This is a genomic window from Sphaerisporangium sp. B11E5 (genome assembly GCF_039871875.1).
Taxonomy (GTDB): domain Bacteria; phylum Actinomycetota; class Actinomycetes; order Streptosporangiales; family Streptosporangiaceae; genus Sphaerisporangium.
Genome location: NZ_JBDPMD010000054.1, coordinates 1 through 21,788, shown reverse-complemented (window position 1 = coordinate 21,788; position 21,788 = coordinate 1). Strand labels below are relative to the sequence as shown.

Here is a 21,788-nt window from a genome sequence, read left to right as displayed (position 1 = left end):
CGCGCCGCCGATTCACGGCGGGATTTATCCTGGGAAACGATGGAGTATCGCATCGATGGTTTTCCGGGTTGTTACGGAGCCCCAGCGCGTCCCATGAGACCATTTCCTTCGCCCTCGGCGCCGATGACCTTCGAGGGTGAAGGGGTGAGGGGATGCGGTTTCGGCGGGGCCGGTGGGCTGCGCTCCTGTTATGGGTCGCCGCGACGCTCGGACCGGCCGGCGCCGCGCACGCCGACGACGACGCCGACCTGCGCGCCGTCTACTGCCTGTCCGCCGCGCACCGCGAGCAGGTCGTCGAGGCGGCCGTCAACCTGCGCCTCGGCGCGGCGGTTCACGGCGAACCCGGCTCACTCAAGGTGGGCCGCTGGACGTACCCCCTGCGGGCGTGGCGCGACCAGCACCCGGACGACTTCGGCCGCGCCTGCGACGCCCTGCTGGCCACCGTGCCGCAACTGGTGACGGACGAGAAGCCGGGCGCGCTGCCGCCGTTCGTCGAGCTGCTGCTCCCGGTGCTGGCCGGCGCGCTGCTCACGCTGGCCGTGCAGCGTGTGGACGCCGCCGTGACCCGCAGGCAGGCGTCCCGGGACGCTCTCTTACAGGCGGCGGGCCACTTCCGGCGGGCCGCGCACGAGTACGTCACCGCGTGGATCGACAACCCCCGCACCCCGGGTGACGCGGTGTCGGCGCGGGCGTTCGAGCTGCAGGTGGAGCTGGCCAAGCACAAGGTGTCCGGCCGCCACCGCGCCGAGGCGGCGAAGCTGGCCGACGACCTGCCGGTCCCCTACGACGTCGCCCCCGGCGGCACCGGCGGCACGGGCCTCAACCACGCGCAGCGGCGGGAGGCCGGCGAGCAGGAGCTGCGCCGCGTGGCCACCCTGGTGGCCCGCGCCGAGTCACTCGTCCGGCGGGGGGCCCGCGGACGGGAGGCGGGTGCGTGACCGTCGTCAACACCTTCGGCATCCCGGTGATGCAACCGCAGGTGAGCGGCGTGCCCCGCCTCGCGTACATCACCGGCACACCGCTGTGCCCCTGGCGCTACCGGGGCCACGAGCGGCTGTACGTGCCGGTGGACGAGACCGAGGAGGCGTTCCGCCACTTCCGCGGGCGGTTCGGCGACATCAACATGCTGGTGCGGTCGGGGCACGTGGTCGTGGTGGACGGCGTGGAGGGCAGCGGCAAGACCAGCCTGATCCACCGCTGCGTGCACGACCTGCGCACCCGTCTCGCCGCCGAGCTCGGCCACCCCGCCGAGGACCCCGGCGACGAAACCGGCCTGTGGCACCCGCGCCCGGCGGTCCCCGGTATCTGTGTCATCGACCTCAGCGGGGACGCGCGCAAGGTGGCGTTCGACAACAAGTCGCAGCTCCACCCGCTGGAGACCATCAACCACAACATCTTCAAGCGGGTGCTCATCGGTGTGCGCGAGCGTTTCCCCGGCGACGCCACCGAGCTGGCGGAGCTGGCGGGAGACACCCGGTCGTCGCTGGTGGAGCTCTACCAGCGGCTGCGGGACTTCCTGGACGACCGGCAGCTCTTCGCGCTGGTGATCCTGCCGTACATCAGGCTCGGCTCCAAGGAGATGCACGGCAACTTCCTGCTCTCGTACGTGACGTTCAGCGAGCGCCGCATGGTGTTCTTCGCCGAGACCACCGAGCCCGATCTCATGGACACCGTGCGTCTCTCCCTCACCTGGGAGGAGGAGAACCTCGTGACCGCCTTGTCCATCGGGCCGCTGAAGGACAAGGACTCCGAGAGCTTCGTCAACGTGTGGCAGGGACGCCCCGGGCTGACCCAGCCCCATGTGATCATTTCCCCGGAGACCGTGGCCGAGGTGTCACCGGAAATCCACTTTCAGAGAGTACGCTGGCTCCAGAACTCGTTGTTTCAACTCGGCGAAATCGTGTGCCGGGCCGGACGGCTGGAGATCTCCGACCATGACGTGCGTGCGCTCAGCGAACAGCGGCGCAGCAGCCCGGAGCTGATCCGCCGTCCCCGGTCCCGGCGAGGGAGGGGTCGCGATGAGCGCTGAGGAGAACCCGTTCCCCTCGGTACCCGCGGCCCGCCTGACCGGCTCCGACGACCTCGCGCCCCTGGTGGGTGCCGCCGCACCGTACGTCACCGTCGAGACCGACGCGATCCGCGCGGTGAACCGCCAGCTCGCGGCGTACCTCGATCAGGCGCAGGACCTGCCGTCCCGGGGCCGGGCGCTCGCGGTGGTGGGCGACTACGGCTCGGGCAAGAGCCACATCGCGCGGGGCCTGGTGCGCGGGGTCACCGCCCACCCGTCCGAGCCGCTGCTGTGGCTGATCGACGAGCCGGTGTGGGACTTCGGCGCCATCTACCGCGACCGCCTGGTCAACGACCTCAAGGACCAGAAGGCGGCGTTCTACGACGTCCTGCTCGACTACTACTCCGACGTCACCGCCGAGAGCCTGGACCAGACGCGGTCGCTGCGCGACATCGCCGACGGGCTGCGGCGGCGGCGCCTGGACCCGCACGCGGTGATCGAGGCGTACACGTTGTCGGAAAGCGCCATCCGGCGGGACCTGGAGCACCGGCTGCAGGTGCTCACCGAGCACGGCAAGTTCGCCTCGGCGCTCGCGCTGCTGCAGTTCCCCGAGTACCAGGACGCGGTGTGGGAGTGGCTCATGGGCCACCCGCCCGCGCCGGTGCTCGTCGAGCGCGGCATCACCTCGCCCATCGACGACGTGAGCTCGGTGTTCGACGCGCTGGCGGTGTTCGCGTTCCTGTACGGCAGGTCGGGGCGCCGGTTCGTGCTGATCATCGACATGCTGGAGAAGGCGCTGGAGTGGCCGCGCGACCGGCGCATCGACTTCATGCAGGCCTTCGAGAAGCTCGTCAACGTCTACGTGAGCGTGGGCGGGCTGATGGTGTTCTGCGTGCTGCCGGAGGCGCTGAGCGAGTTCAGCGAGAGCCTGCACGAGCGCATCCTGCCGATCCGGCCGACGCCGCTGACCGTCCCGCAGACGCTCGAGCTGGTCGCCCGCCACCTGCGCCCCGGGCGGGAACCCGGCGCGCCTGTCGGGGCGCGGGACGTCGCGCCGTTCCTGCCGGACGCGGTCGCGTACATCCGGGAGCTCGGCGGCGGCGTGCCGCGCCGGGTGCTGAAGTTGTGCCACCACGCGTGGACGCTGGCGGCCGCCAGGGGCGGCGGCGCGCCGGGCGAGATCGACGAGGTCGTGGTGCGCGAGGCGGTGCGCGAGGCGTTCGAGGTGGCCACCCGGGACGACATCAGGGCGGCGCTGGAGAGCGTGCTGCTGACCGGGCCGTGGCGGTTCGAGCCGAGCTCCACCCGCTTCGAGCACCGCGCGGGGCACGCGGCCGAGGACGTCGACTTCTGGGTCCCCGTGGGGCGCTCCGGCGCGGCGGTCGCGTTGGTGACCAGCGACTCGATGGTGCTGGACTCCCAGGTCGACCGGCTGAAACGGGTCATCGAGGCGGCCCGCGCCGACACCGGCTCCGCGCCGTGCGAGGTGCTCGTCGTGGTGAACGGCTACCTCGCGGCGCCGCTGCGGCAGCGCCTGGCCGACCTCACCGGCACCCAGCCGATCGTGTACAGCGACAAGCACTTCCGGCGGGCCGTGCAGGAGGCCATCAGGGACGCGGTGCTGCGGCTGCAGAACAGCGGACGCGACGGCGCGCTGCAACTGCTCCGGGAGCGCATGGAGGGGCTGGCGTACCAGCAGACCAACGTGCTCGACTACCTGCAGCGCATCGACGGGCGGGTGGAGCAGATCAACGCCTCCTCCGGCGCCCGCCTCGGCGAGTTGTTCCAGGTGCTCTCCGACGCCGGCGAGGTCCCGCTGCCCGGCACGGCGCGGTCGCGGGGCCCGGCCTCGCGGGCCCGGCTGCCGCAGGAGATCCAGCGGCACTTCGACCGGGCCTTCGACACGGTGGGGCTGATGGCCGGCGTGCCCACGACGTTCCGGCAGGTGTTCAGCCTGCACGACCCGGACGCCACGCGGCCGCGGCGGCTGAACTTCACCCGCGAGCAGTTCCAGGCGGTCGGGGTGGCCGTGCTGCTGCAGAAGCTGCTTGAGGCGTTCCGTGACAGCGTGGGCGAGTGGGTGCGCCAGGTCAGGTCCGGCCCGGTGACGCCGACCACGGACCAGGAACGCAGGCTGCGGGTCATCTGCCGCAGCTACGACATCACGGCCGAGATGCTGCCGGTGTTCCGGCTGGAGAGCCTGGCCGCGCTCGGGCCGTTCACCGAGGAGCTGGACCCGATGGAGCAGGCGGCCCGGTCGTTCCACCGGGCGGAGGCCGAGCAGGCGTTGTCCCGCCTCGGCGAGCGGGTCTTCGAGTCCACGATGGCCAGCCTGCGGCCGTAGCCGGTCAGTCCTTGGACAGCGGCGCCGGGCGCAGCGGCCGGGTGGGGAGGCGCGCGGGCCGCGCCGGACGGGGGGCCGCCGGGCGGGCGAGACGCGCCGGGGCGGGCCGCACCCATGGCGGCGGCGCGGGACGGCGGCCGCGCAGGACGGCGTCCCAGGCGGAGTTGCTCAGCAGGTGGAGCACGTTGACGGTGAGGATGGCGGGGGCGACCACGCCGACCGCGTACGGCAGGTACGGCTGCAGGGTGAGGGCGAGGATGACGGCGGTGATGCCGTTCTGCTGGCCGAGCGCGAGGTGCACCCGGTCGGTGACCGGGAGGCGGTGGGCGATGAGCAGGCCCGCGACGATCTGCGCGGCGAACGCCGAGACGCCGAGCAGCACGCCGAGCCCGATGTGGACGCCGCCCGCGAGCAGCAGGCCGAGCACGAACGTCGCGGCGTAGAACGCGGCCTGGGTGACCCTCTCGGTCACCGCGTCGATGCCCGGCCGGTAGAACAGGCCGATCAGCGCGATGCCCAGCATGAGGTACCAGGTGGCGGCGACGGCGACCAGCCCGAGCAGCACCACCCCGGCCGCGACGCCGAACCACAGCGGCGGTCTCGGCTCCCCTCCGGGCCCTGGCCGGTCGGGCACGTACGACCGGGCGAGCGCCCACAGGGCGAACACCACGGCGGCGAAGACCGCGTTCAGCGCGAGCCCGGTGGCGTACCCGGACAGGCCGCCGACCGGGCCGGCGCCGCCCACGGCGAACGAGATCAGGTAGACGGTGAGCAGCGCGGTGACCGGGTCGTCGAACGACGCCCACGCGCTGAGCAGGGCCTTGGCGCGGCGCGACATGCGGGAACTGCCGGTGATGGCGGCCACCGACAGCGGGTCGATCTGCGCCACGGCGACGCCGAGCAGCATCGCGGCGGGCCCGAGCCCCGCGGCGGCGTACATGACCGCGGCGATCAGCGCCGTCTTGAGCAGCACCCCGACCGTCACCGCCGCCAGCACGACGCGCCAGTCGCGCACCGCCTCGCGGGGGATGCCGGACGCGCTGCCGTACAGGCCGACGGCGAGCAGGGCGCCGACGCCCCACATGTACCAGGAGCCCGTGGCGACGGCCGGCGCGTCGCCGTACCCGGCGATCAGCAGGCCGGCGCCGGCGACGAGGAGAACGGAGGCGAGACGGCCCGCCGGGGTACGGGTGAACCGGGCGATCACCTTCACTGGTGTCCCTCCAACCCCGATGCGGGGGGCGCTTCCGCTCTACCGGCAATGATAAGCGAACACCGAGTTGTTGCCACTGCTTCGCAGTAAGGGAAATATGCCTTTCACGGGTTTTGGCGGTCGGATTTCCGGGACGTCTATCCGGCGGCGCGCACTTCTTCGGCCACCTCACGCATGCGATTCTCGGCGTAATGCACTTTGTCCTGGAAAAACGTGACCCCGAGGAGGAAGTCCCCCGGAGCGGTGCCGAGCCAGTGCACGTACAGCGCCCCGGCCTCCACGTCCAGCACCAGGCGCTCGACCGGGGCGTCCACGATGTGCCGCAGCGCGTGACGCAGCCGGGCCAGGTCGGCGCGCAGCCGCCGGGCGATGTCCCGGTACAGCGCGCGGCGGGTGCCGAGGGTGATGTCGGTGAACCACAGGCCGAGCGCCGGGTCGCCGAACGCGTCGCCCGCGCAGGCCGGGGACCAGCCCTTGTACAGCGCCAGGTAGTGCAGGTCCTCGGCGTTGACGGCGCCCGCCCACAGGTCGAACAGCCTGGCCTGGGACGGCGTGCCGAGCGCGGGCCCGGTCTCGAAGTGCGGCCCGGACGTCAGCCGCGGCCGGGACTGTGCCATGCCGTGGTCGCCGCCGGGGTGCTCGTCGCTGAGGCGCAACTCCCGCACGCGGATCTCGGTGACCAGGCCGCTCATCGCGCGGTCCATGGCCTCGACCTGCTCGGCGTGCAGTGTGGCGCCCACCAGGTGCTCCCCGGCGCGCAGCCGCCCGCAGTGCAGCGCGACGCCGCCCGCCTCGACGATCATGCGCATCAGCGAGCCCGACCGCAGCGCCGTGAGCGACTCGTCGAAGTCCGCGTGCCGGGCCACGAGCTGGCGCGCGACCCGGACGTACTGCTCGCGGGCCTGCGCGCACGGCATGCCGAGCACGTCCTCGCAGTCGCCCGCCTCCAGCACGTCCACCGAGAAGTCGAAGACCCCGCTGCCGAAATGGGAGACGCAGTGGAGGCCCGCGCCGGTCTCGACGGCGCGGCGGCAGTAGGCGATCAGCCTGCGGTGCGCCTCGCCCGCGTGCGCCGCCTCGATGACGTGCGCGACCCGCCGGTCGCCTGCCGAGGTGGTCACGGCCGCCCCCTCCCCTGTTCCCGCGGAGCCCTCACAGCCCCGGAATCTCCAGGTCGATGTCCGCCCGTGCCAGCGGGTCGGCCGGGGCCGCGCCGCGCAGCCGCGCACGGGTGTCGGCGATGTTCCTGGCCAGCAGCGCGGCGTCCGGGTGGCCGGGCAGGCCGGCGTCGCCGAACGCGACGCGGGCGGCCTCCTCCAGCGCCGCGGCCTCCTCCAGGCGCCCCTGCAGGACCAGCGTGTTGGCGAGGGCCACCCGGGCGGCGATGGTCCAGGGGTGCGCGGGGCCGAGCCGGCGGGCGAGCCGCCGCAACGCCGGCGCGCCGAGGTCGACGGCTTCGGTGAGCAGGCCGGAGTTGCGCAGGTAGGCGCTGAGCGACACCTGGCACAGCAAGGTGTAGGGGTGGTCGGGCCCGAGGGTGTCGCGCAGGCCGTTCTGGCAGGCGGTGGCCTGCCGGGCGGCCTCCTCGTGCCTGCCGAGCGCGTCGAGGTCGGCGGCGAGGCCCGCGAGGCAGGTCAGGGTGGCCAGGTGGTGGTCGCCCTGGTGGGCGCGCAGGTCGCGCAGCACCCGCTCGTCGCGTTCCTGGGCCTCGAACGGGCGGCCGAGGCGCCGTTCGGTGATCGCCAGGCCGCTCTCGGCGCGCAGCACCTCAAGCCCCGGCCCGGCGCCGGGGGCGGCGGGGACGCCGCGCCTGCTCAGCACCCGGCTCAGCATGCTGTGCGACTCCTCCAGCATGCCGAGGTCGCGGTAGTAGCGGGCCATGGTGATCGCGGTCTGCGCCACCGCCAGGTCGCCCTCGCCGCTCAGCGCGACGCGCAGCCGCATGCGTTCCCCTGCCAGCTCCAGCGCGCGGCGCGGGTCACCCATCAGCGCCTCGGAGATGGCGAGGTTGTGCATGGCGTCGCCGGTGCGGGGGTGGTGGGCGCCGAACAGCTCCCGCACCTCGCGCAACACGTTGCGCTCCTCGTCGCGGGCCTCGTCGAACTCCCCCATCATGCGCAGCGCCGCCGCGTGCGACCCGGCGGTGAGCAGCGTGCGGGGGTGGTTGACGCCGAGCACGGCGCGCTGGGCGCGCAGCGCCTGGAAGCTGTACCGCTCGTTGTCGTGGTGCTCGCCGCGCAGCCGGGACACCCGGGCGAGCGTGTTGAGCAGGCGCAGGGTCTGGTCGGAGTCCTCTTCCCAGGCGTCCAGGGCGAGCAGGCCGATGGCCTTGGCGCGGTCGCGGGCCAGCCGGTCGTCCCTGCGCAGGATGTGGTCGAGCTGGCGCAGCAACCAGCGGCGCACCGGTGGGCGGGCGTCCTCCCAGGGCCGCAGCACGTCCAGGTGGCGTTCCAGCTCGCTGTGGATGTGCGGGGACGACTCGTCGTCGGCGTCCGCGGGGGACCACGCGGCCAGGGCGAGCCGCACCGCGGCCACCGCGCCGGGCAGCCGGTCGCCCATGCGCTCGCGCAGCAGCTCGCCGACCAGGGGGTGCATGCGCACCAGCCGCCCCGGGCGCCCGAGGTCCGCCCTGACCAGGGCGTACCTGCCCATGGTGCGCAGCATGACGTCCACCATCAGCGGGTCGCCGAGCCGTTCCGCGCCCTCGGCGGGGTCGTCCGCGCTGAGCAGGGCCAGCATGGGGCCGGAGCGCAGCAGCCGCAGGCCGACGCCCTCCGGGGACAGGACGGCGAGGGTCTCGAGCAGCCGCAGGGCGGCGTCGCCGCCGATGGTGTCGCGGCGCAGGGCCTTGCCGCCGATGTCGCCGGGCAGGGCGGCGAGGGCCAGCTCGAACATGACGCGGGCGCGCGTGGTGGCGCCGTGCTCGGCAAGCAGCCGGGCGTGCTCGCGGTTGGCCGCCTCGGCGAACATCTCCACCGCCCGCCGCACCGCCTCGCGGGGGGCGACGTTGTCCTGGCGCAGCCGCGCCACCAGGGTGGCGAGCCACGCGCCGGCCAGGTCCACCAGCAGCGGGACGTGGCCCACCCGGTCCGCGGCCGTCTCGGCCTGCTCGTCGGTGAGGTCCGGCACCCGCACGCGCAGCAGCGCCGCGCTCTCGGTGGGGCTGAACGGCCGCACCTGCGCCTGCGGCCGGTCCACCGCGGGCGCGGACGGCCGGCGGGCGGGCGGCAGGGTGGGCACGGACCGTTCCTGTGCCTCGCCGGGGGCGGCCGGGCGGGCGGTGACGACGACGTGGCAACGCTCCCGGGCGGCCGGGGTCCAGCGGGACAGGTCGACCTCTGGGGAGGCGTTGTCGTAGACGAGCAGCCAGGTGCCGGAACGCTCGGACGCCAGGTGGCGCAGCACCGCGCCGGCGGCGTCGGCGGCGGTGGGGATGCCGAGCGCGGCGGCGAGGTCGCCGAGGGCCGAGCGCACACTCTGCTCGTCCCCGGCGGGCAGCCACCACACGATGTCGTAGGCCCCGCCGAAGCGGCGGCAGTACTCCAGGGCGATCTCGGACTTGCCGATGCCCGCGGGGCCGTGCAGCAGGAACCGGCCGTGCGTGGCGGGACGGGCGAGCAGGGCGTCGCGCAGGCCGTCCACGGCGTCGTCGCGGCCCACGAACACGATGTCGCGCGGCGGCAGGCTGACGTGGTCGGCCGCGCCGGGAAAACGCGGGCCGGCGGCGGCGCCGGTCGCGGGGCCGCTGATGCGCAGGGTGCGCCGCAGGGCCAGCACGGCCTCGCTCTCGGTGCGCCCGCGCAGGTCCAGCAGCACGTGGTGGCCGAGGCCCTCGGGCAGCGGCGCGTCGTCCACCACGACCAGCCGCACGCCCGGCGCGGGCATGCGGCGCAGCCGCGCCGCGGCCTCCTCGTCCAGGCCCGCCGGCGACACCACGAGCACCGCCGAGTCGTCGCTCGCGCTGACGCCCGCGAACCGCGCCATGTCCACCGCGTCGGCCCGCACGCCGAAACGTTCGAGCTGCGCGACCGCCCACTCGGCCCACACCCGGTGGCGCGGGGTGTAGGCGAGGGTGACGTGGCGCAGCGCGCCGACCCGGCCGTTGGTGAGCGTGCGGGCGAGGTCCTCGTACGCGACGCGCAGGCCGTCGGACCGGCCGGGCGGCTCGTTCAGCATGGCCAGGGTGTCGGTGACGGTGTACTCGGCGGCGTAGGGGATCTCGGCGTAGACGGCGGGACCGCCGGGGCCGAGGTCGGAGAAACGCTCGGCGGCCACGGTCCTGGCCTGCGCGAGGTACGCGGGGAAGGCGGTGTCGGCGCGGACGCACAGGGCGATGACGCTGACCGGACGGCCCGCGCCGCGCCGCAGCCGGCCGGCGAGCGCGGCGGCGCTCTCGATGGTGCGGACGTTCGGCGAGAAACACGCCACGATCACGTCGGCCAGGCTGGCCAGCCCCGTCACCCGGATGCCGGAGCCCTCGCTCGGCACGTCGACCAGCACGTAGTCGTACGCGCCGGACCTGGCCGCCTCACCGATGGCCCGCACGGCGGCCGTCCCCGCCGGGCCCGCCATGTCGAGGGGCAGCAGGCCGATCGCGCCGGAGGCGTGGGCCGCGTCGTACCGGACCGGGATGACCCCGGCCGCGTCCGCGGGCGCCGAGTGCGGGGCCGCCGTGCCCGGGAGGGAGGCGGTGACGCTCGCCGGCAGGAAAGGGCGCAGATAATGGTCGGCCCGCGTCGTCGAGGGGTGGGCGTCGGCGATGAGGATCTTACGGCCGGCGTCGGCCAGGATGAGCGCGACATTGAGAATCGTCGTCGTCCTGCCGATGTTCTCGCTGGTCGAGCAGAACAGCACGGTGAAACCGGCGAGAGGGATGTCGGCGGCGTCGGACGTCACGGCTGCCCCGGATTGCTCTCCGCGTAATCGTTGAAGAACGAGCCCGCGCCCTCGGTGGCCTCCCGGTGCACGCGGCGCAGCGCCGACGCCAGCACGGAGTCCGGCATTTCCGCCAGAGCGTCCAGGGAGATGCCGGAGAGGTCGACGAGATCGGACGCCAGAGTGTCCGGAGGATTTCCCTTGTCACCTGTGTTCAAGGCGTCACCGTGCCTTTTGGTCTCGACCGCCGCCGACGCTGGGGTGCGCGGCACCCCGTCGGGCCGGGCGGCGGGACACCGTGCCGATCTTCGCGAGCTTCCCCATCATAGCCACGTAATCCGCACGGCAGGCGTACGCCGCCCCGGCCGGGGCCCCAGCCCGGGGCCTTGACGGCTGCTCGCCCGGCTGACCTACTCTTGCATTGTCAAAACAGACATGTATGGGGCGCTCCTTGATTGCTGAGCCAGGTGTGGCGGGAGGAACCGCCGGCGTCGAGTCCGGCCTTTCACTCGGGGATCCGAACCCCACCCAGGAATGGCCCCATACCTTGGATGTCGGCGCGCTCATCGCCGAGGGCTGGTCGCCGCGGCCGCTGCGCAATTTCATACTCAAAATGCATAGCCGCTGTGATCTGGCCTGCGATTACTGCTATATGTACCGCGCCGCCGACCAGAGCTGGCGCGACCAGCCGAAGGCCATGCCCCGCGCCGTCGTGACCCTGGCCGCCGAACGCATCGCCGAACACGCGCGGACGCACGGGCTGCCGCACGTCAACGTGGTGCTGCACGGCGGCGAGCCTTTGCTGTCCGGCTCCGGCCTGCTGCGGTTCGCCGTCGCCGAGACCCGGCGGGCGGCCGGGCCCGGCACCACCGTCGGGGTGTCCGTCCAGACCAACGGCATGCTGCTGGACGACGCCTACCTGCGGATGTTCGCCGAACTCGGCGTACGCGTCGGCGTGAGCGTGGACGGCGACGCCGCGGCCCACGACCGCCACCGCCGCCACGCCGACGGCCGCGGCAGCCACGCGCGGGTCGCGGCGGCCGTACGGCGGCTGTCCGGCGGCCGGTACCGCCACCTGTTCGGCGGCCTGCTCTGCACGGTGGACCTGCGCAACGACCCGGTGCGCACCTACGAGGCGCTGCTGGCGTACCGCCCGCCCGCGGTGGATTTCCTGCTGCCCCACGGCAACTGGGCCTCTCCCCCGCCGGGCCGGCCGCCCGGCTCGGCCGCCACACCGTACGCCGACTGGCTCATCGCGATATTCGACCGGTGGTACGGCGCGGTCCCCAAGGAGACCGGCGTCCGGATGTTCGAGGAGATCGTGCACCTGCTGCTCGGCGGCACCGCACGGGTGGAGGGCCTCGGCCTGGAACCCATGCGCTGCGTCGTCATCGAGACCGACGGCGGGATCCAGCAAGGCGACGTCCTCAAGACCGCCTACTCCGGCGCCCCCCACACCGGCCTCCACCTGCGCACGGCGACCTTCGACGACGTCCTGCGCCTCCCCTCCGTGGCCGCCCGCCAACTGGGCCCGGCCGCCCTGGCCACCGGATGCCGCTCCTGCGACCTGAGCCGCGTGTGCGGCGCCGGCCACTACGCCCACCGCTACCGCCCCGGCACCGGCTTCGCCAACCCGAGCGTGTACTGCCCCGACCTCTACCGCCTGATCCGCCACATCCAGCACCGCCTGACCCAGGACCTCCTCCCCCTGCGCCGCCCCGGGACCACCACCCCGAGCGCACCGGCGCGGGACCTCGTTCCCTCACGCCGCTCCGAGGAGGACGCCGGTCCCGGCGCGCGGGCGGCCGGTGGATCGGCCGGCGGCCCCCCGTGAACACCCGGCGGCACACCATGGCGGCCGGGCTGTTCGACCGGATCGCCGCCGGTGAGGGCGGCGGCCGTGCGCTGCGGGCGCTGTCCACCGCCGAGTACAGCAAACGGCTGCTGCTCCTGCGCACCGTCGTCACCGAAGCCACCGCCCGGTCCCACCCGCAGGCCGACATCGCGCGGCGCGCGTACGCCACCCTGGCCGACCTGCAACGGCGGGCCCCCCGAGCGGTCCGCGAGGTGCTGGCCTACCCGGGGGTGGGCGCTCTGACCGTCACCGTCCTGCGCGGCCTCACGTCCGGGGGCCGCCGTCCCGGCGGGGAACCCGGCCCTCACCGGGAACCCCGTGCCGGCACCCGCCCCGATCCGTACGCGGCGCCGCCCGCCGACCCCGGAGTGGGGCCGGAGTGGCTGGCGTCGGTGGCCGCGGCGGCGGCCGTCCGGGCGCGGGTCCCCATGTCGGTGCCGGTGCGGGTGCACGGCCGGGGGGTCGTGCTGCCGTCCCTCGGGCTGGCCGAGTTCCCCGGCGCGGCGGACGGGCAGGAGGCCATCGTGCTGGCGGGCGGCGCGGGGGCGGCCGTGGCGACCGGAGACCAGGTGGTCCGGGTGCCCGAGGACCCGCACGCCGAATCGGGGCCCTGGCTCGGGCTGCGGCGGCTGGTCGTCGGCACCGGGCGGGACACACTCACCCTGCTCGTGGACGACGTGGACCCGATGCGGTTCCCCCTGCGGGACCGGTGTGCCCCGCGCCTGAGCCGGGAGGACCTCGCCGCCTGGCGGGAGATGCTCGCCCCGGCGTGGCGGCTGCTCGTGCGGGCACACCCCGGGGTGGCCGCGGAGACAGCGGCGGGCGTCACCGTGCTCGTCCCCCTGCGGGCCCCGTCCGGCGGCACCAGCAGCGCCACCTCCCCCGCCGCCTTCGGCTCGGTGGCGATATCCCTGCCCCCCGACCCGGTGACGACGGCCCAGTCGTTCGCCCACGAGGTACAGCACGCCAAACTGTCCGCCCTCGGCACCCTGTTCCCCATGATCGACGACGAGGGCGACGACCTCTTCTACGCCCCCTGGCGCGACGACCCCCGCCCCTTGGGCGCACTCCTCCAGGGCGCCTACGCGCACCTGGGCATCGCCACCTTCTGGTCCCGCCAGGCCGGCGTCACGAGAACCCCCGAGGCCCTGCTGCACGCACAGACCCAGCTGGCCCGCTGGAGACAGGCCACCTGGGAGGTCGCCGGCACCCTGCTGGACACCGGCCGCCTCACCCCACCGGGCCGCCGCTTCACCACCGGCATGCGCCGCTCCCTCGCCGCCCTGCGCGCCCAGCCCGTCCCCGCCACCGCCGCGACCCGCGCCACGCGCATGGCCACGGCCCACCACACCCGCTACCTCGCCCGCACAGGCGAGCCGTGACGCCCGCGTGCCGCACCGGCCGCGACCGGTGCGGGCGGGGACGCGGAACGGGTGTCAGTCGTTGAGGTGCTGGCGGAGGTAGGACTCGACCTGGTCCAGCGTGATGCGCTTCTGGGCCATGGAGTCGCGTTCGCGGATGGTCACGGCCTGGTCTTCCAGGGTGTCGAAGTCGACGGTGATGCAGAACGGGGTGCCGATCTCGTCCTGGCGGCGGTAGCGGCGGCCGATGGCGCCGGCGTCGTCGAACTCCACGTTCCAGCGGCGGCGGAGCTGGGCGGCCAGGTCGCGGGCCTTGGGGGAGAGGTCGGCGTTGCGGGACAAGGGCAGGACGGCGGCCTTCACGGGGGCCAGGCGGTGGTCCAGGCGCATGACGGTGCGTTGCTCCATCACGCCCTTGGCGTTGGGGGCCTCGTCCACGGTGTAGGCGTCGATCATGAAGGTCAGGGTGCAGCGGTCCACGCCCGCGGCGGGCTCGATGACGTACGGGACGTAGCGTTCGCCGGACTCCTGCTCGAAGAACGAGAGGTCGGTGCCGGAGGCGGCGGCGTGGGTGCTGAGGTCGAAGTCGGTGCGGTTGGCGATGCCCTCAAGCTCACCCCACTCGGTGCCGGTGAAGTTGAAGCGGTACTCGATGTCGACGGTGCGCTTGGAGTAGTGGGACAGCTTGTCCTTCGGGTGCTCGTACAGCCGCAGGTTGTCGCGGTCGATGCCGAGGTCGACGTACCAGGCCATGCGCTCGTCGATCCAGTACTGGTGCCACTCCTCGTCGCTGCCGGGCTTGACGAAGAACTCCATCTCCATCTGCTCGAACTCGCGGGTGCGGAAGATGAAGTTGCCGGGGGTGATCTCGTTGCGGAACGACTTGCCGATCTGGCCGATGCCGAACGGGATCTTCTTGCGGGAGGACTGCTGGACGTTGAGGTAGTTGATGAAGATGCCCTGCGCGGTCTCCGGCCGCAGGTACGCGAGGCCCGAGTCGTCCTCGACGGCGCCGAGGTAGGTCTTGAGCAGGCCGTTGAACATGCGGGGCGTGGTGAACGCGCCCTTGGTGCCGCAGTTGGGGCAGGTGAGGTCGGCCAGGCCGTTCTCGGGGGCCCGGCCGCCGTGCTTCTCGGCGTAGGCCTCCTCCAGGTGGTCGGCGCGGTAACGCTTGTGGCAGGACTGGCACTCGGTCAGCGGGTCCACGAACTCCTTGACGTGGCCGCTGGCCTCCCAGACCTCGCGGGCGAGGATCACCGAGGAGTCGAGGCCCACGACGTCGTCGCGGCCCTGCACCATGGCCCGCCACCAGGCGCGCTTGACGTTGTTCTTGAGCTCGACGCCGAGCGGCCCGTAGTCCCAGGACGCGCGCAGACCCCCGTAGATCTCGCTCGACGGGTAGACGATCCCGCGGCGTTTGGCGAGGCTGACGATCGTGTCCATGATGTCGGTACGGCGGGCCATCAAGAATCTCCATCCGGCTGGCGGTCGGGGTGGGGCTGGGAGTGGATAGAAGGGCGCGTCACCTGCCCGATCTCTCCCACAAGCTTAGGGGAACCGGCGACACGACCCGCCCACGAATCCACGGCAAGCTACGGCGTCACCCGGAGCGGGGTCAGGGATTGCTCACCACGACCTCGAAGGCACTGGGCTCGTTCAGCATGAGCGTCATCAGAGGGTACATCTCCATGCGCGCCGCCGACAGGGCTCTGCGGTAGAACCCGGCCCCTTCCCACGTGCTCACGAGCGCCCACAGCTCCGGCTCGTCGGCGGACCGCCCGAGGTGGCCGCCGCGGTAGCCGTCCTGCAGGGCGAACAGCTCCAGGATCGACGTCGCCGACGCGACGAACTCGCCGGTCCTGGCCTCGGGCACCGAGTATCTGATGAAAGCGAGCATGCCGCACAGCATGCCAGCCCCCGGCACCCCGTCCCGCCAGGCCACGCGCCTGCTGGGCCCAGGCGGGCGGACGGCACGGCGGTGGCCTCAGCCCGCCGAGGCCACCGCACGGCAGGTGGGGCAGGTGCCGAAGACCTCGACGGTGTGGGTGATCGAGGTGAAGCCGTGCTCGGAGCCCACCGACTCGGCCCACCGCTCGACGGCGGGCCCTGCGACCTCCACCGTGCGCCCGCAGCCCCGGCAGACCAGGTGATGGTGGTGGCCGCCGGTGGCGCAGGCCCGGTAGACCGACTCGCCGTCGTCGGTGCGCAGCGTGTCGACCTGCCCCGCGTCCGCCAGGGACTGCAACGCCCGGTACACGGTGGTAAGCCCGATCTTGGCGCCTTCAGCGCGCATCTGGGCGTAGATGTCCTGTGCGCTGCGGAAGCTCGTGCTGCCGGCCAGCACCTGCCGCACCGCCTCCCGCCTGCTGGTCATGGCCCCGCCTCCATCGTGGCCGGCACCCGGCCTCGCTCCAGGCCCGCCACCCGTCCGCGCCGCACGAACCGCCCCGCCACCAGGGCGACGGCGAACCCGGCGAGCGCGAGCAGCACGATCGCCGCGCCCGGCGCGACCCCCGCGTAGAACGCCGTGGTCAGGCCGCCGACGGTGGAGACCACGCCGAGCAGCATCGCGAGCAGCATGGTGGCGGTGAAGCTCCGGGTGACCTGCTGCCCGGTGGCCACCGGCACCACCATCAGCGCGCTGACCAGCAGCAGCCCGACCACCCGCATCGCGATGACGACGGTCAGCGCGGCGGTGATCGCGATCAGCAGGCTGAGGAAGCGCACCGGCAGGCCGTTGACCCGGGCCACCTCCTCGTCCTGGCACAACACGAACAGTTCACGCCCGAAGACGGCGACCACGCCGAGCACGAACGCCGTGAGGATCGCGATGACCCACACGTCCTCGGTGGTGACGCTGCTGATCGAGCCGAACAGGTACGAGGTGAGCGTCGAGTTGCTGCCGCCGGGGGCGAGGCCGATGAGGAGCACGCCGCCCGCGATGCCGCCGTAGAACAGCAGCGCCAGCGCGACGTCCCCGGTGGTGCGGCCCCGCGCGCGCACCAGCTCGATGACGACCGCGCCGAGCACCGCGACGACGACCGCGGTGAGCACGGGCGCGGTGCCGGTGAGGAAGCCGAGCGCCACGCCGGTCAGCGCGACGTGCCCGATGCCGTCCCCGAGCAGCGCGAGGCGCCGCTGCACGACGAACACCCCGACGGCCGGGGCGGCGAGGCCCACCAGCAGCGCCGCCGTGAGGGCCCGCACCATGAAGTCGAACTGCAGCATCTCGATCATCGGGAGGCTCCCGGGCTCATCGGGCCGCCGGAGACGTCGTAAGCGTGCGGGTGCACCTGCTCGTGACCCGGGCGGGGGTGGCATCCGGCGTCCTCGGCGGGCCGGTGGTCGTGCGTGACCAGGCCGTCGCGCAGCACGATCGAACGGGTGATCAGCGGGGCGAGCGGGCCGAGCTCGTGGGCGACGAGCAGCACCGTCCTGCCCTCCTGGACGAGCCCGGTGAGCGTGGCGGCGAGCTGGCGCTGGCTCGCGGCGTCCACCCCGGCCGTCGGCTCGTCCATGACGAACGTGTCCGGCTCCCCGGCCAGGGCCCGCGCGATCAGCACCCGCTGCTGCTGCCCGCCGGACAGGAAGCCGACCGGGTCGCCGGCCCGCTCGGTGAGGTCCACGGCGGCGAGGGCACGGGCGACGGCGGCGCGGTCCTCGGGGCGGGCGCGGCGCAGGCGGCCGCGGCGGGCGATGCGGCCGGACGCCACCACCTCGCGCACGGTGGCGGGCACGCCTCCGCCGGCCGACAGGCGCTGCGGCACGTAACCGATGCGCCACCAGTCACGGAACCGCGCGGGCGGCACGCCGTACAGCTCGGTGGTGCCGCCGGACAGCGGGATCAGGCCGAGCAGCGCCCTGATCAGCGTGGACTTGCCCGAGCCGTTGGCCCCGAGCACGGCCACGACCTCGCCTGCCGTGATCCGAAGGTCGACACCGCGCAGCACACGGCGGCCGTCGAGGCTCACCTGGCCGCCTGACATGGCGAACGCCACCGGCGCGGCCGGAGCGGCACTCCGCTCGGACACGCCGGTGGCCTGGGCTGATGGGGTCATGAGCATCCAAGTGCGCTGCGAAGGACGGTGAGGTTCGCGCGGGCCGCCGACAGGTAGTCACCTGACTTGGGGCGGCTCTCGATCGGGTTGAGCACCGCGGTCGTGGCGCCGACCTCCTTGGCGAGGACCTCGGCGACCTTGGGGCTGACGAGCTCCTCGGTGAAAATGGTAGTCACCCCTTCCTGCTTGGCGACCCGCGCCACCTCGGCCAGCCGCGCCGGGGACGGCTCGGCCTCCGGGTCCAGGCCGCTGATGCCGACCTGCTTGAGGCCGTAGCGGTCCGCCAGGTAGCCGAAGGCGGAGTGGCTGGTGACCAAGGTCCGGCTCTTGCAGGTGGCGAGCCCCGCGCGCAGCTCCCCGTCCAGTGCGGTCAGCTCGGCGACGGTGGACTTGGCGCGGGCGGCGTACCCGGCGGCGTGCGCGGGGTCGGCCGCCGCGAGACGGTCGCCGAGCTTGGTGACCGCGGTGGCGAGGCGCGTGGGGTCCAGCCAGACGTGCGGGTCGTAGGACGGCTCCTCGTGGCCCTCCTCCTCGGCGTGGCCCTCCTCGTCGCCCGTGGAGGGCAGGGTGGAGATCGCCGTGGCGACGTCGAACGCCTTGTCCGGGGCCTGCTCTCCGACGGCCTCGTCCACGGCGGGCTGCACGCCCTTGATGTAGACGACGAGGCCGGCCTGCTCGACGGACGCGATCTGCCGCGGGTCGAGCTCCAGGTCGTGCGGCTCGACGCCGGGCTGGGTGAGCGTGGTGACCTGGGCGTCCGGCCCCGCGACCTTCGCGGTCATCCACTCCAGCGGGTAGAAGGCGGCGAGGATGCCCGGTTTGCCGGACGTGCCGGCGGCGCCGGTACCGGCGGTACCGGCGGGGCCGCCGCCGCATCCCGCGGCGGCGAGCAGCAGGCCCGCGCCGAGCAGCGCGGCGGCCCGCAGCCGGGCGCGGCGGGTGGTCTCACCGGCCTGACCAGCTCGGGCGGGACGGATGGAACGGTCGTGCGCGCTGGTCGAGTCGAGCGAGCCACACCTGGACGAAAAGGGCATCACCCTACCGAGTATGCGGCAGAATGAAAACGGTTGTCAAAACCACCTAGAAGAGACCGAAGCGATCGGCGGCCAGGAGCAGCAGGAACACCCCGAGCGCGACCCGCATCAGCCTCCCCCCTCTGCCCAGCGAGGGCCAGGACATGTACGCCAGCCACACCACGAACCCGAGCACCGGGAGCACGGCGACGCCGCCCCGCCAGTCGGGCACCGCGAACCCGGCGAGCAGCAGCACGACGAGCACCACCGGGACCACCCAGCGCGGCAGGCCGTACAGGTAGACCAGCGGCGTCGCGCTCCTGCGCTCCACCGCGCGCCGCGCCTCGGAGGCGTCCGGCGTGGAGAAGTGCTCGCCCTTCGGCAGCGGGCGCCGACCACGCGGGCGCCCCGCCGCGGCCCCGCGCGCGAGCGGATGGGCGGGCACCCCGCGCCCCGGCCCTGACGGCCGTCCACCGGGCTCGGGGGAATCGGAATAACGCTTGTCAGCCACGCTTCAGCGTAGCGTCACCGCGCCAGGCGGCCGTCAGGCACGGATCCCTCCCAGCAGGTTGACGATGATCGACCGGGCGAACTGGTCGGTCAGCGGTCGGTCGAAGACGAGTAACTGGAAGTAGCAGGCGCCCCACAACTGGGCCACGACGTCCTCGGAGTCGACGTCGGACCTGATCTGGCCGCGCTCCTTGGCCCGGTCGAGCACCTCGACGGCCATCGAGGTCCTCGGCCACGTGTAACGCTCGCGCAGCGCGACGGCGAGATCGGGGTCGCTCTGGGCATGGCAGATGAGTTCGGCCATGACGCGGCCCGCCGGGGTGTCCCGCACCAGTCGGACGAAGTCCAGCAGCTGGCCGGTGAGATCGGTGCCGATCTCACCGGTGTCGGGGAAGGCGAGGGGCGCGGCGACCATGGTGGAGAAGCCGTCCAGTGCCAGTGCCCCCTTGGACGGCCACCACTTGTACAGGGTCACCCGGCTCGCGCCGGCACGCGTGGCGACCTTCTCGATGGTGAAGCCCGCCACTCCCTGCTCCAGCAGCAGCTCGCCCGCCGCACGCAGCACCTCGCGCCGCACCTCCCCCGCGGGACGGCGGCCACGACCTCTGCGCACGGGCTCCACGGCGTCCATCGACTCACCTCTTCTCCACTATATATGGACACTCTGTTCATAATAGGATATAAACATAGTGTACATATCTATCGGACCGGGGGGCCGATTCCATGAGCAGTTACGTCGCCGTCACTGGCGTCATCCGCAACCTCTTCGCCGCGTGCCGGCCGGCCCGCACGACGCCGCACGCCCGCCGGCGACACCTTGTCGCGTCCGCCACCTGCCACGATCCGAGGACGACCGTCACCGGGATGCGCACGCACCGGGAGGAGACCTCGCCCCACCGCGGTGACGCCGGCCCGCGCGAGGCCCTGGAGACCGTCCTGTCGGCGACCGCCCGCATGGACGCGATCATCCAGGACGTACTGTTCATGACCCGCCTCCAGGACGGCTCCGCGACCGTCCGCGAGCCGGTCGACCTCGGCGCCCTGGTCGCCGAGGAGGTGGCCGGCCGCGCCGGCGGCGTCCCCGTCAAGGTGGACGCGGCCCCCGGCGTCCAGGTCCTTGCCGCCCCGGCGGAGCTGGCGCGCCTGCTCACCAACCTGCTGGACAACGCGCAGCGCCACGCCGCGTCCGCCGTCACCGTCCAGGTGTCCCGCGCGGGCGGCCTGGCCGTCATGACGGTCACCGACGACGGCCCCGGCGTCCCGCACGCCGACCGCGAACGCGTCTTCCAGCGCTTCACCCGGCTGCGCGACGCCCGCGACCTCGACCCCGCCGGGAGCGGCCTCGGCCTGCCCGCCTCCCGCGAGATCGCCCAGGCCCACGGCGGGACCCTCGGCATCGAGGACTCCCGCCGAGGCGCCCGTCTCGTCCTGCGCCTTCCAGCGTGGGGGGCGGCGAGGAACACGCCGAGACGCCTGATAAGTTCTTTTAAGTAGCTTAGTTTTTCTTAGTACGAGGAGCACGACATGGCGAAGCTGCAGATCATCCTGGCGAGCACCCGGCCCGGCCGCGTGGGCCTGCCCGTGGCGCGGTGGATCGAGGAGGCCGCGCGGGCACAGGGCTCGTTCGAGGAGGTCGAGCTTGTGGACCTCGCCGAGGTGGGCCTGCCGTTCCTCGACGAGCCGCACCACCCGCGGCTGCGGACGTACGTCCACCAGCACACCAAGGACTGGAGCGCCAAGGTCGCCGAGGCGGACGCGTTCGTGTTCGTCATGCCGGAGTACAACTACGGGTACAGCGCGCCCCTGAAGAACGCGCTCGACTACCTGCACCACGAGTGGGCCTACAAGCCCGTCGGCCTGGTCAGCTACGGCGGCGTCGCGGCCGGCACGAGGGCCGCACAGATGATCAAGCAGGTGGTCACCACCCTCAAGATGACCCCCCTGCCCGAGGCCGTCGCCATCCCCTTCGTCCACCAGTTCATCGACGAGGACGGTAACGTCTCCCCCAACGACGTCATGCTGTCCTCCGCCAAGGCCATGTTCGACGAGCTCAAGCGTGTCTCCGAGGCCCTGTGCCCGCTACGCGAAACCCCCCAGCCAGCCTGAGGAACCATGTCCGAGATCCACGAGGTCTGCACCCGCTTCCACACCGCCGTGGAGTTGATCGGCGCACGCTGGACCGGCGCCATCCTCCGCGCCGTCTTCACCGGCTCCCACCGATTCGCCCAGATCAAGGAAGCCGTCCCCGGCCTCAGCGACACAATGCTGTCCTCCCGCCTCCGCACCCTGGAGGCGGAGGGCCTGCTCACCAGATCAGTCCAGCCCACCACCCCCGTCCAGGTCGAATACCACCTCACCGAGAAGGCCCACGACCTGGCCCCCGTCCTGGACGCCCTGATCACCTGGTCGCACAAGTGGATCCCCCTCCCCCCCGGCTCCCCCAAGTAACCCCACCCGAACCCCAGCCCCATCCACCACAGACACCCCACCCCCTCACCCACCACCGCACATCGGCCCCACCCCCGCCCCACCCCCGCCCCCCCCCCCCCCC

The 21,788-nt window shown here is 73.2% G+C and carries 20 protein-coding genes; 8 read left to right on the top strand and 12 right to left on the bottom strand.

What is annotated here, in order from left to right; genetic code table 11:
• Positions 1–152: 152 nt before the first annotated feature.
• Genes ABGB17_RS32915 through ABGB17_RS32905 form a run of 3 tightly spaced genes read left to right on the top strand, consistent with a single transcriptional unit; the run spans position 153 to position 4,352 of the window.
• Positions 153–938, top strand: a complete 786-nt coding sequence (locus ABGB17_RS32915) for a hypothetical protein (RefSeq protein WP_347637144.1) — start codon at positions 153–155, stop codon at positions 936–938.
• The gene (locus ABGB17_RS32910; protein ID WP_347637142.1) at positions 935–2,029 is read left to right on the top strand and encodes a hypothetical protein; all 1,095 of its coding nucleotides are present in this window, start codon (positions 935–937) and stop codon (positions 2,027–2,029) included. The genes ABGB17_RS32915 and ABGB17_RS32910 overlap by 4 nt, the downstream gene beginning before the upstream one ends.
• Entirely contained in the window at positions 2,019–4,352 is a 2,334-nt protein-coding gene (locus ABGB17_RS32905; RefSeq protein WP_347637140.1) for a hypothetical protein, read from the top strand. The genes ABGB17_RS32910 and ABGB17_RS32905 overlap by 11 nt, the downstream gene beginning before the upstream one ends.
• A gap of 4 nt (positions 4,353–4,356) precedes the next feature.
• Here ABGB17_RS32905 and ABGB17_RS32900 read toward each other — a convergent pair whose 3' ends face one another.
• From ABGB17_RS32900 to fxsA, 4 genes are all read right to left on the bottom strand, one after another.
• The gene (locus tag ABGB17_RS32900) at positions 4,357–5,565 is read right to left on the bottom strand and encodes a hypothetical protein (RefSeq protein ID WP_347637138.1); all 1,209 of its coding nucleotides are present in this window, start codon (positions 5,563–5,565) and stop codon (positions 4,357–4,359) included.
• 137 nt (positions 5,566–5,702) lie between these two features.
• The gene (locus tag ABGB17_RS32895; RefSeq protein ID WP_347637136.1) at positions 5,703–6,686 is read right to left on the bottom strand and encodes a hypothetical protein; all 984 of its coding nucleotides are present in this window, start codon (positions 6,684–6,686) and stop codon (positions 5,703–5,705) included.
• Between the two features lie 31 nt (positions 6,687–6,717).
• Entirely contained in the window at positions 6,718–10,461 is a 3,744-nt protein-coding gene (gene fxsT, locus ABGB17_RS32890; RefSeq protein ID WP_347637134.1) for an FxSxx-COOH system tetratricopeptide repeat protein, read from the bottom strand.
• Entirely contained in the window at positions 10,458–10,658 is a 201-nt protein-coding gene (fxsA, locus tag ABGB17_RS32885) for an FxSxx-COOH cyclophane-containing RiPP peptide (RefSeq protein WP_347637132.1), read from the bottom strand. The genes fxsT and fxsA overlap by 4 nt, the downstream gene beginning before the upstream one ends.
• 329 nt (positions 10,659–10,987) lie before the next feature.
• On the opposite strand from fxsA, the gene ABGB17_RS32880 reads away from it, so the two are divergent.
• Both ABGB17_RS32880 and ABGB17_RS32875 read left to right on the top strand, forming a co-directional pair.
• Positions 10,988–12,274 (top strand): FxsB family cyclophane-forming radical SAM/SPASM peptide maturase, encoded by a 1,287-nt coding sequence (locus tag ABGB17_RS32880; RefSeq protein WP_347637130.1) that lies wholly within the window; start codon positions 10,988–10,990, stop codon positions 12,272–12,274.
• A complete protein-coding gene (locus ABGB17_RS32875; RefSeq protein ID WP_347637128.1) occupies positions 12,271–13,677 on the top strand; it encodes an HEXXH motif domain-containing protein in 1,407 nt (468 codons plus the stop codon). Before ABGB17_RS32880 ends, ABGB17_RS32875 begins: the two co-directional genes overlap by 4 nt.
• Before the next feature lie 54 nt (positions 13,678–13,731).
• On the opposite strand, the gene ABGB17_RS32870 is transcribed toward ABGB17_RS32875, so the two are convergent.
• The 8 genes from ABGB17_RS32870 to ABGB17_RS32835 form a co-directional block, all read right to left on the bottom strand.
• Positions 13,732–15,120 carry a glycine--tRNA ligase gene (locus tag ABGB17_RS32870; protein ID WP_347637126.1) on the bottom strand — a complete coding sequence of 463 codons (1,389 nt, stop codon included), beginning with the start codon at positions 15,118–15,120 and terminating at the stop codon, positions 13,732–13,734.
• A gap of 151 nt (positions 15,121–15,271) precedes the next feature.
• Positions 15,272–15,553 carry an antibiotic biosynthesis monooxygenase gene (locus tag ABGB17_RS32865; protein ID WP_347637124.1) on the bottom strand — a complete coding sequence of 94 codons (282 nt, stop codon included), beginning with the start codon at positions 15,551–15,553 and terminating at the stop codon, positions 15,272–15,274.
• Between the two features lie 87 nt (positions 15,554–15,640).
• Complete coding sequence (locus tag ABGB17_RS32860; protein ID WP_347637122.1) at positions 15,641–16,030, bottom strand: transcriptional repressor; 390 nt, start codon at positions 16,028–16,030, stop codon at positions 15,641–15,643.
• A complete protein-coding gene (locus ABGB17_RS32855; RefSeq protein WP_347637121.1) occupies positions 16,027–16,893 on the bottom strand; it encodes a metal ABC transporter permease in 867 nt (288 codons plus the stop codon). The genes ABGB17_RS32860 and ABGB17_RS32855 overlap by 4 nt, the downstream gene beginning before the upstream one ends.
• The gene (locus ABGB17_RS32850) at positions 16,890–17,642 is read right to left on the bottom strand and encodes a metal ABC transporter ATP-binding protein (protein ID WP_347637189.1); all 753 of its coding nucleotides are present in this window, start codon (positions 17,640–17,642) and stop codon (positions 16,890–16,892) included. Before ABGB17_RS32850 ends, ABGB17_RS32855 begins: the two co-directional genes overlap by 4 nt.
• Positions 17,643–17,710: 68 nt before the next feature.
• The gene (locus ABGB17_RS32845) at positions 17,711–18,748 is read right to left on the bottom strand and encodes a metal ABC transporter substrate-binding protein (RefSeq protein WP_347637119.1); all 1,038 of its coding nucleotides are present in this window, start codon (positions 18,746–18,748) and stop codon (positions 17,711–17,713) included.
• A gap of 46 nt (positions 18,749–18,794) precedes the next feature.
• The gene (locus ABGB17_RS32840) at positions 18,795–19,238 is read right to left on the bottom strand and encodes a DUF6703 family protein (RefSeq protein WP_347637117.1); all 444 of its coding nucleotides are present in this window, start codon (positions 19,236–19,238) and stop codon (positions 18,795–18,797) included.
• A gap of 33 nt (positions 19,239–19,271) precedes the next feature.
• Positions 19,272–19,868 (bottom strand): TetR/AcrR family transcriptional regulator, encoded by a 597-nt coding sequence (locus ABGB17_RS32835; protein WP_347637115.1) that lies wholly within the window; start codon positions 19,866–19,868, stop codon positions 19,272–19,274.
• A 92-nt stretch (positions 19,869–19,960) separates the two neighbouring features.
• On the opposite strand from ABGB17_RS32835, the gene ABGB17_RS32830 reads away from it, so the two are divergent.
• Genes ABGB17_RS32830 through ABGB17_RS32820 form a run of 3 tightly spaced genes read left to right on the top strand, consistent with a single transcriptional unit; the run spans position 19,961 to position 21,685 of the window.
• The gene (locus ABGB17_RS32830) at positions 19,961–20,731 is read left to right on the top strand and encodes a HAMP domain-containing sensor histidine kinase (RefSeq protein ID WP_347637113.1); all 771 of its coding nucleotides are present in this window, start codon (positions 19,961–19,963) and stop codon (positions 20,729–20,731) included.
• Positions 20,732–20,761: 30 nt separating this feature from the next.
• Positions 20,762–21,343, top strand: coding sequence for an NAD(P)H-dependent oxidoreductase (locus ABGB17_RS32825; protein ID WP_347637111.1), 582 nt, complete (start codon positions 20,762–20,764; stop codon positions 21,341–21,343).
• A 6-nt stretch (positions 21,344–21,349) separates the two neighbouring features.
• Positions 21,350–21,685, top strand: a complete 336-nt coding sequence (locus ABGB17_RS32820; RefSeq protein WP_347637109.1) for a helix-turn-helix domain-containing protein — start codon at positions 21,350–21,352, stop codon at positions 21,683–21,685.
• Positions 21,686–21,788 lie beyond the last annotated feature (103 nt).

Excerpts from the sequence above, each read along its gene's own strand:
- ABGB17_RS32825 (WP_347637111.1), top strand. The coding sequence starts at position 20,762 with ATGGCGAAGCTGCAGATCATCCTGGCGAGCACCCGGCCCGGCCGCGTG.
- ABGB17_RS32845 (WP_347637119.1), bottom strand. The coding sequence starts at position 18,748 with ATGCCCTTTTCGTCCAGGTGTGGCTCGCTCGACTCGACCAGCGCGCAC.
- ABGB17_RS32870 (WP_347637126.1), bottom strand. The coding sequence starts at position 15,120 with ATGGCCCGCCGTACCGACATCATGGACACGATCGTCAGCCTCGCCAAA.
- ABGB17_RS32905 (WP_347637140.1), top strand. The coding sequence starts at position 2,019 with ATGAGCGCTGAGGAGAACCCGTTCCCCTCGGTACCCGCGGCCCGCCTG.
- ABGB17_RS32915 (WP_347637144.1), top strand. The coding sequence starts at position 153 with ATGCGGTTTCGGCGGGGCCGGTGGGCTGCGCTCCTGTTATGGGTCGCC.
- ABGB17_RS32830 (WP_347637113.1), top strand. The coding sequence starts at position 19,961 with ATGAGCAGTTACGTCGCCGTCACTGGCGTCATCCGCAACCTCTTCGCC.
- ABGB17_RS32860 (WP_347637122.1), bottom strand. The coding sequence starts at position 16,030 with ATGACCAGCAGGCGGGAGGCGGTGCGGCAGGTGCTGGCCGGCAGCACG.
- ABGB17_RS32835 (WP_347637115.1), bottom strand. The coding sequence starts at position 19,868 with ATGGACGCCGTGGAGCCCGTGCGCAGAGGTCGTGGCCGCCGTCCCGCG.
- ABGB17_RS32865 (WP_347637124.1), bottom strand. The coding sequence starts at position 15,553 with ATGCTCGCTTTCATCAGATACTCGGTGCCCGAGGCCAGGACCGGCGAG.
- ABGB17_RS32820 (WP_347637109.1), top strand. The coding sequence starts at position 21,350 with ATGTCCGAGATCCACGAGGTCTGCACCCGCTTCCACACCGCCGTGGAG.
- ABGB17_RS32850 (WP_347637189.1), bottom strand. The coding sequence starts at position 17,642 with ATGTCAGGCGGCCAGGTGAGCCTCGACGGCCGCCGTGTGCTGCGCGGT.
- ABGB17_RS32855 (WP_347637121.1), bottom strand. The coding sequence starts at position 16,893 with ATGATCGAGATGCTGCAGTTCGACTTCATGGTGCGGGCCCTCACGGCG.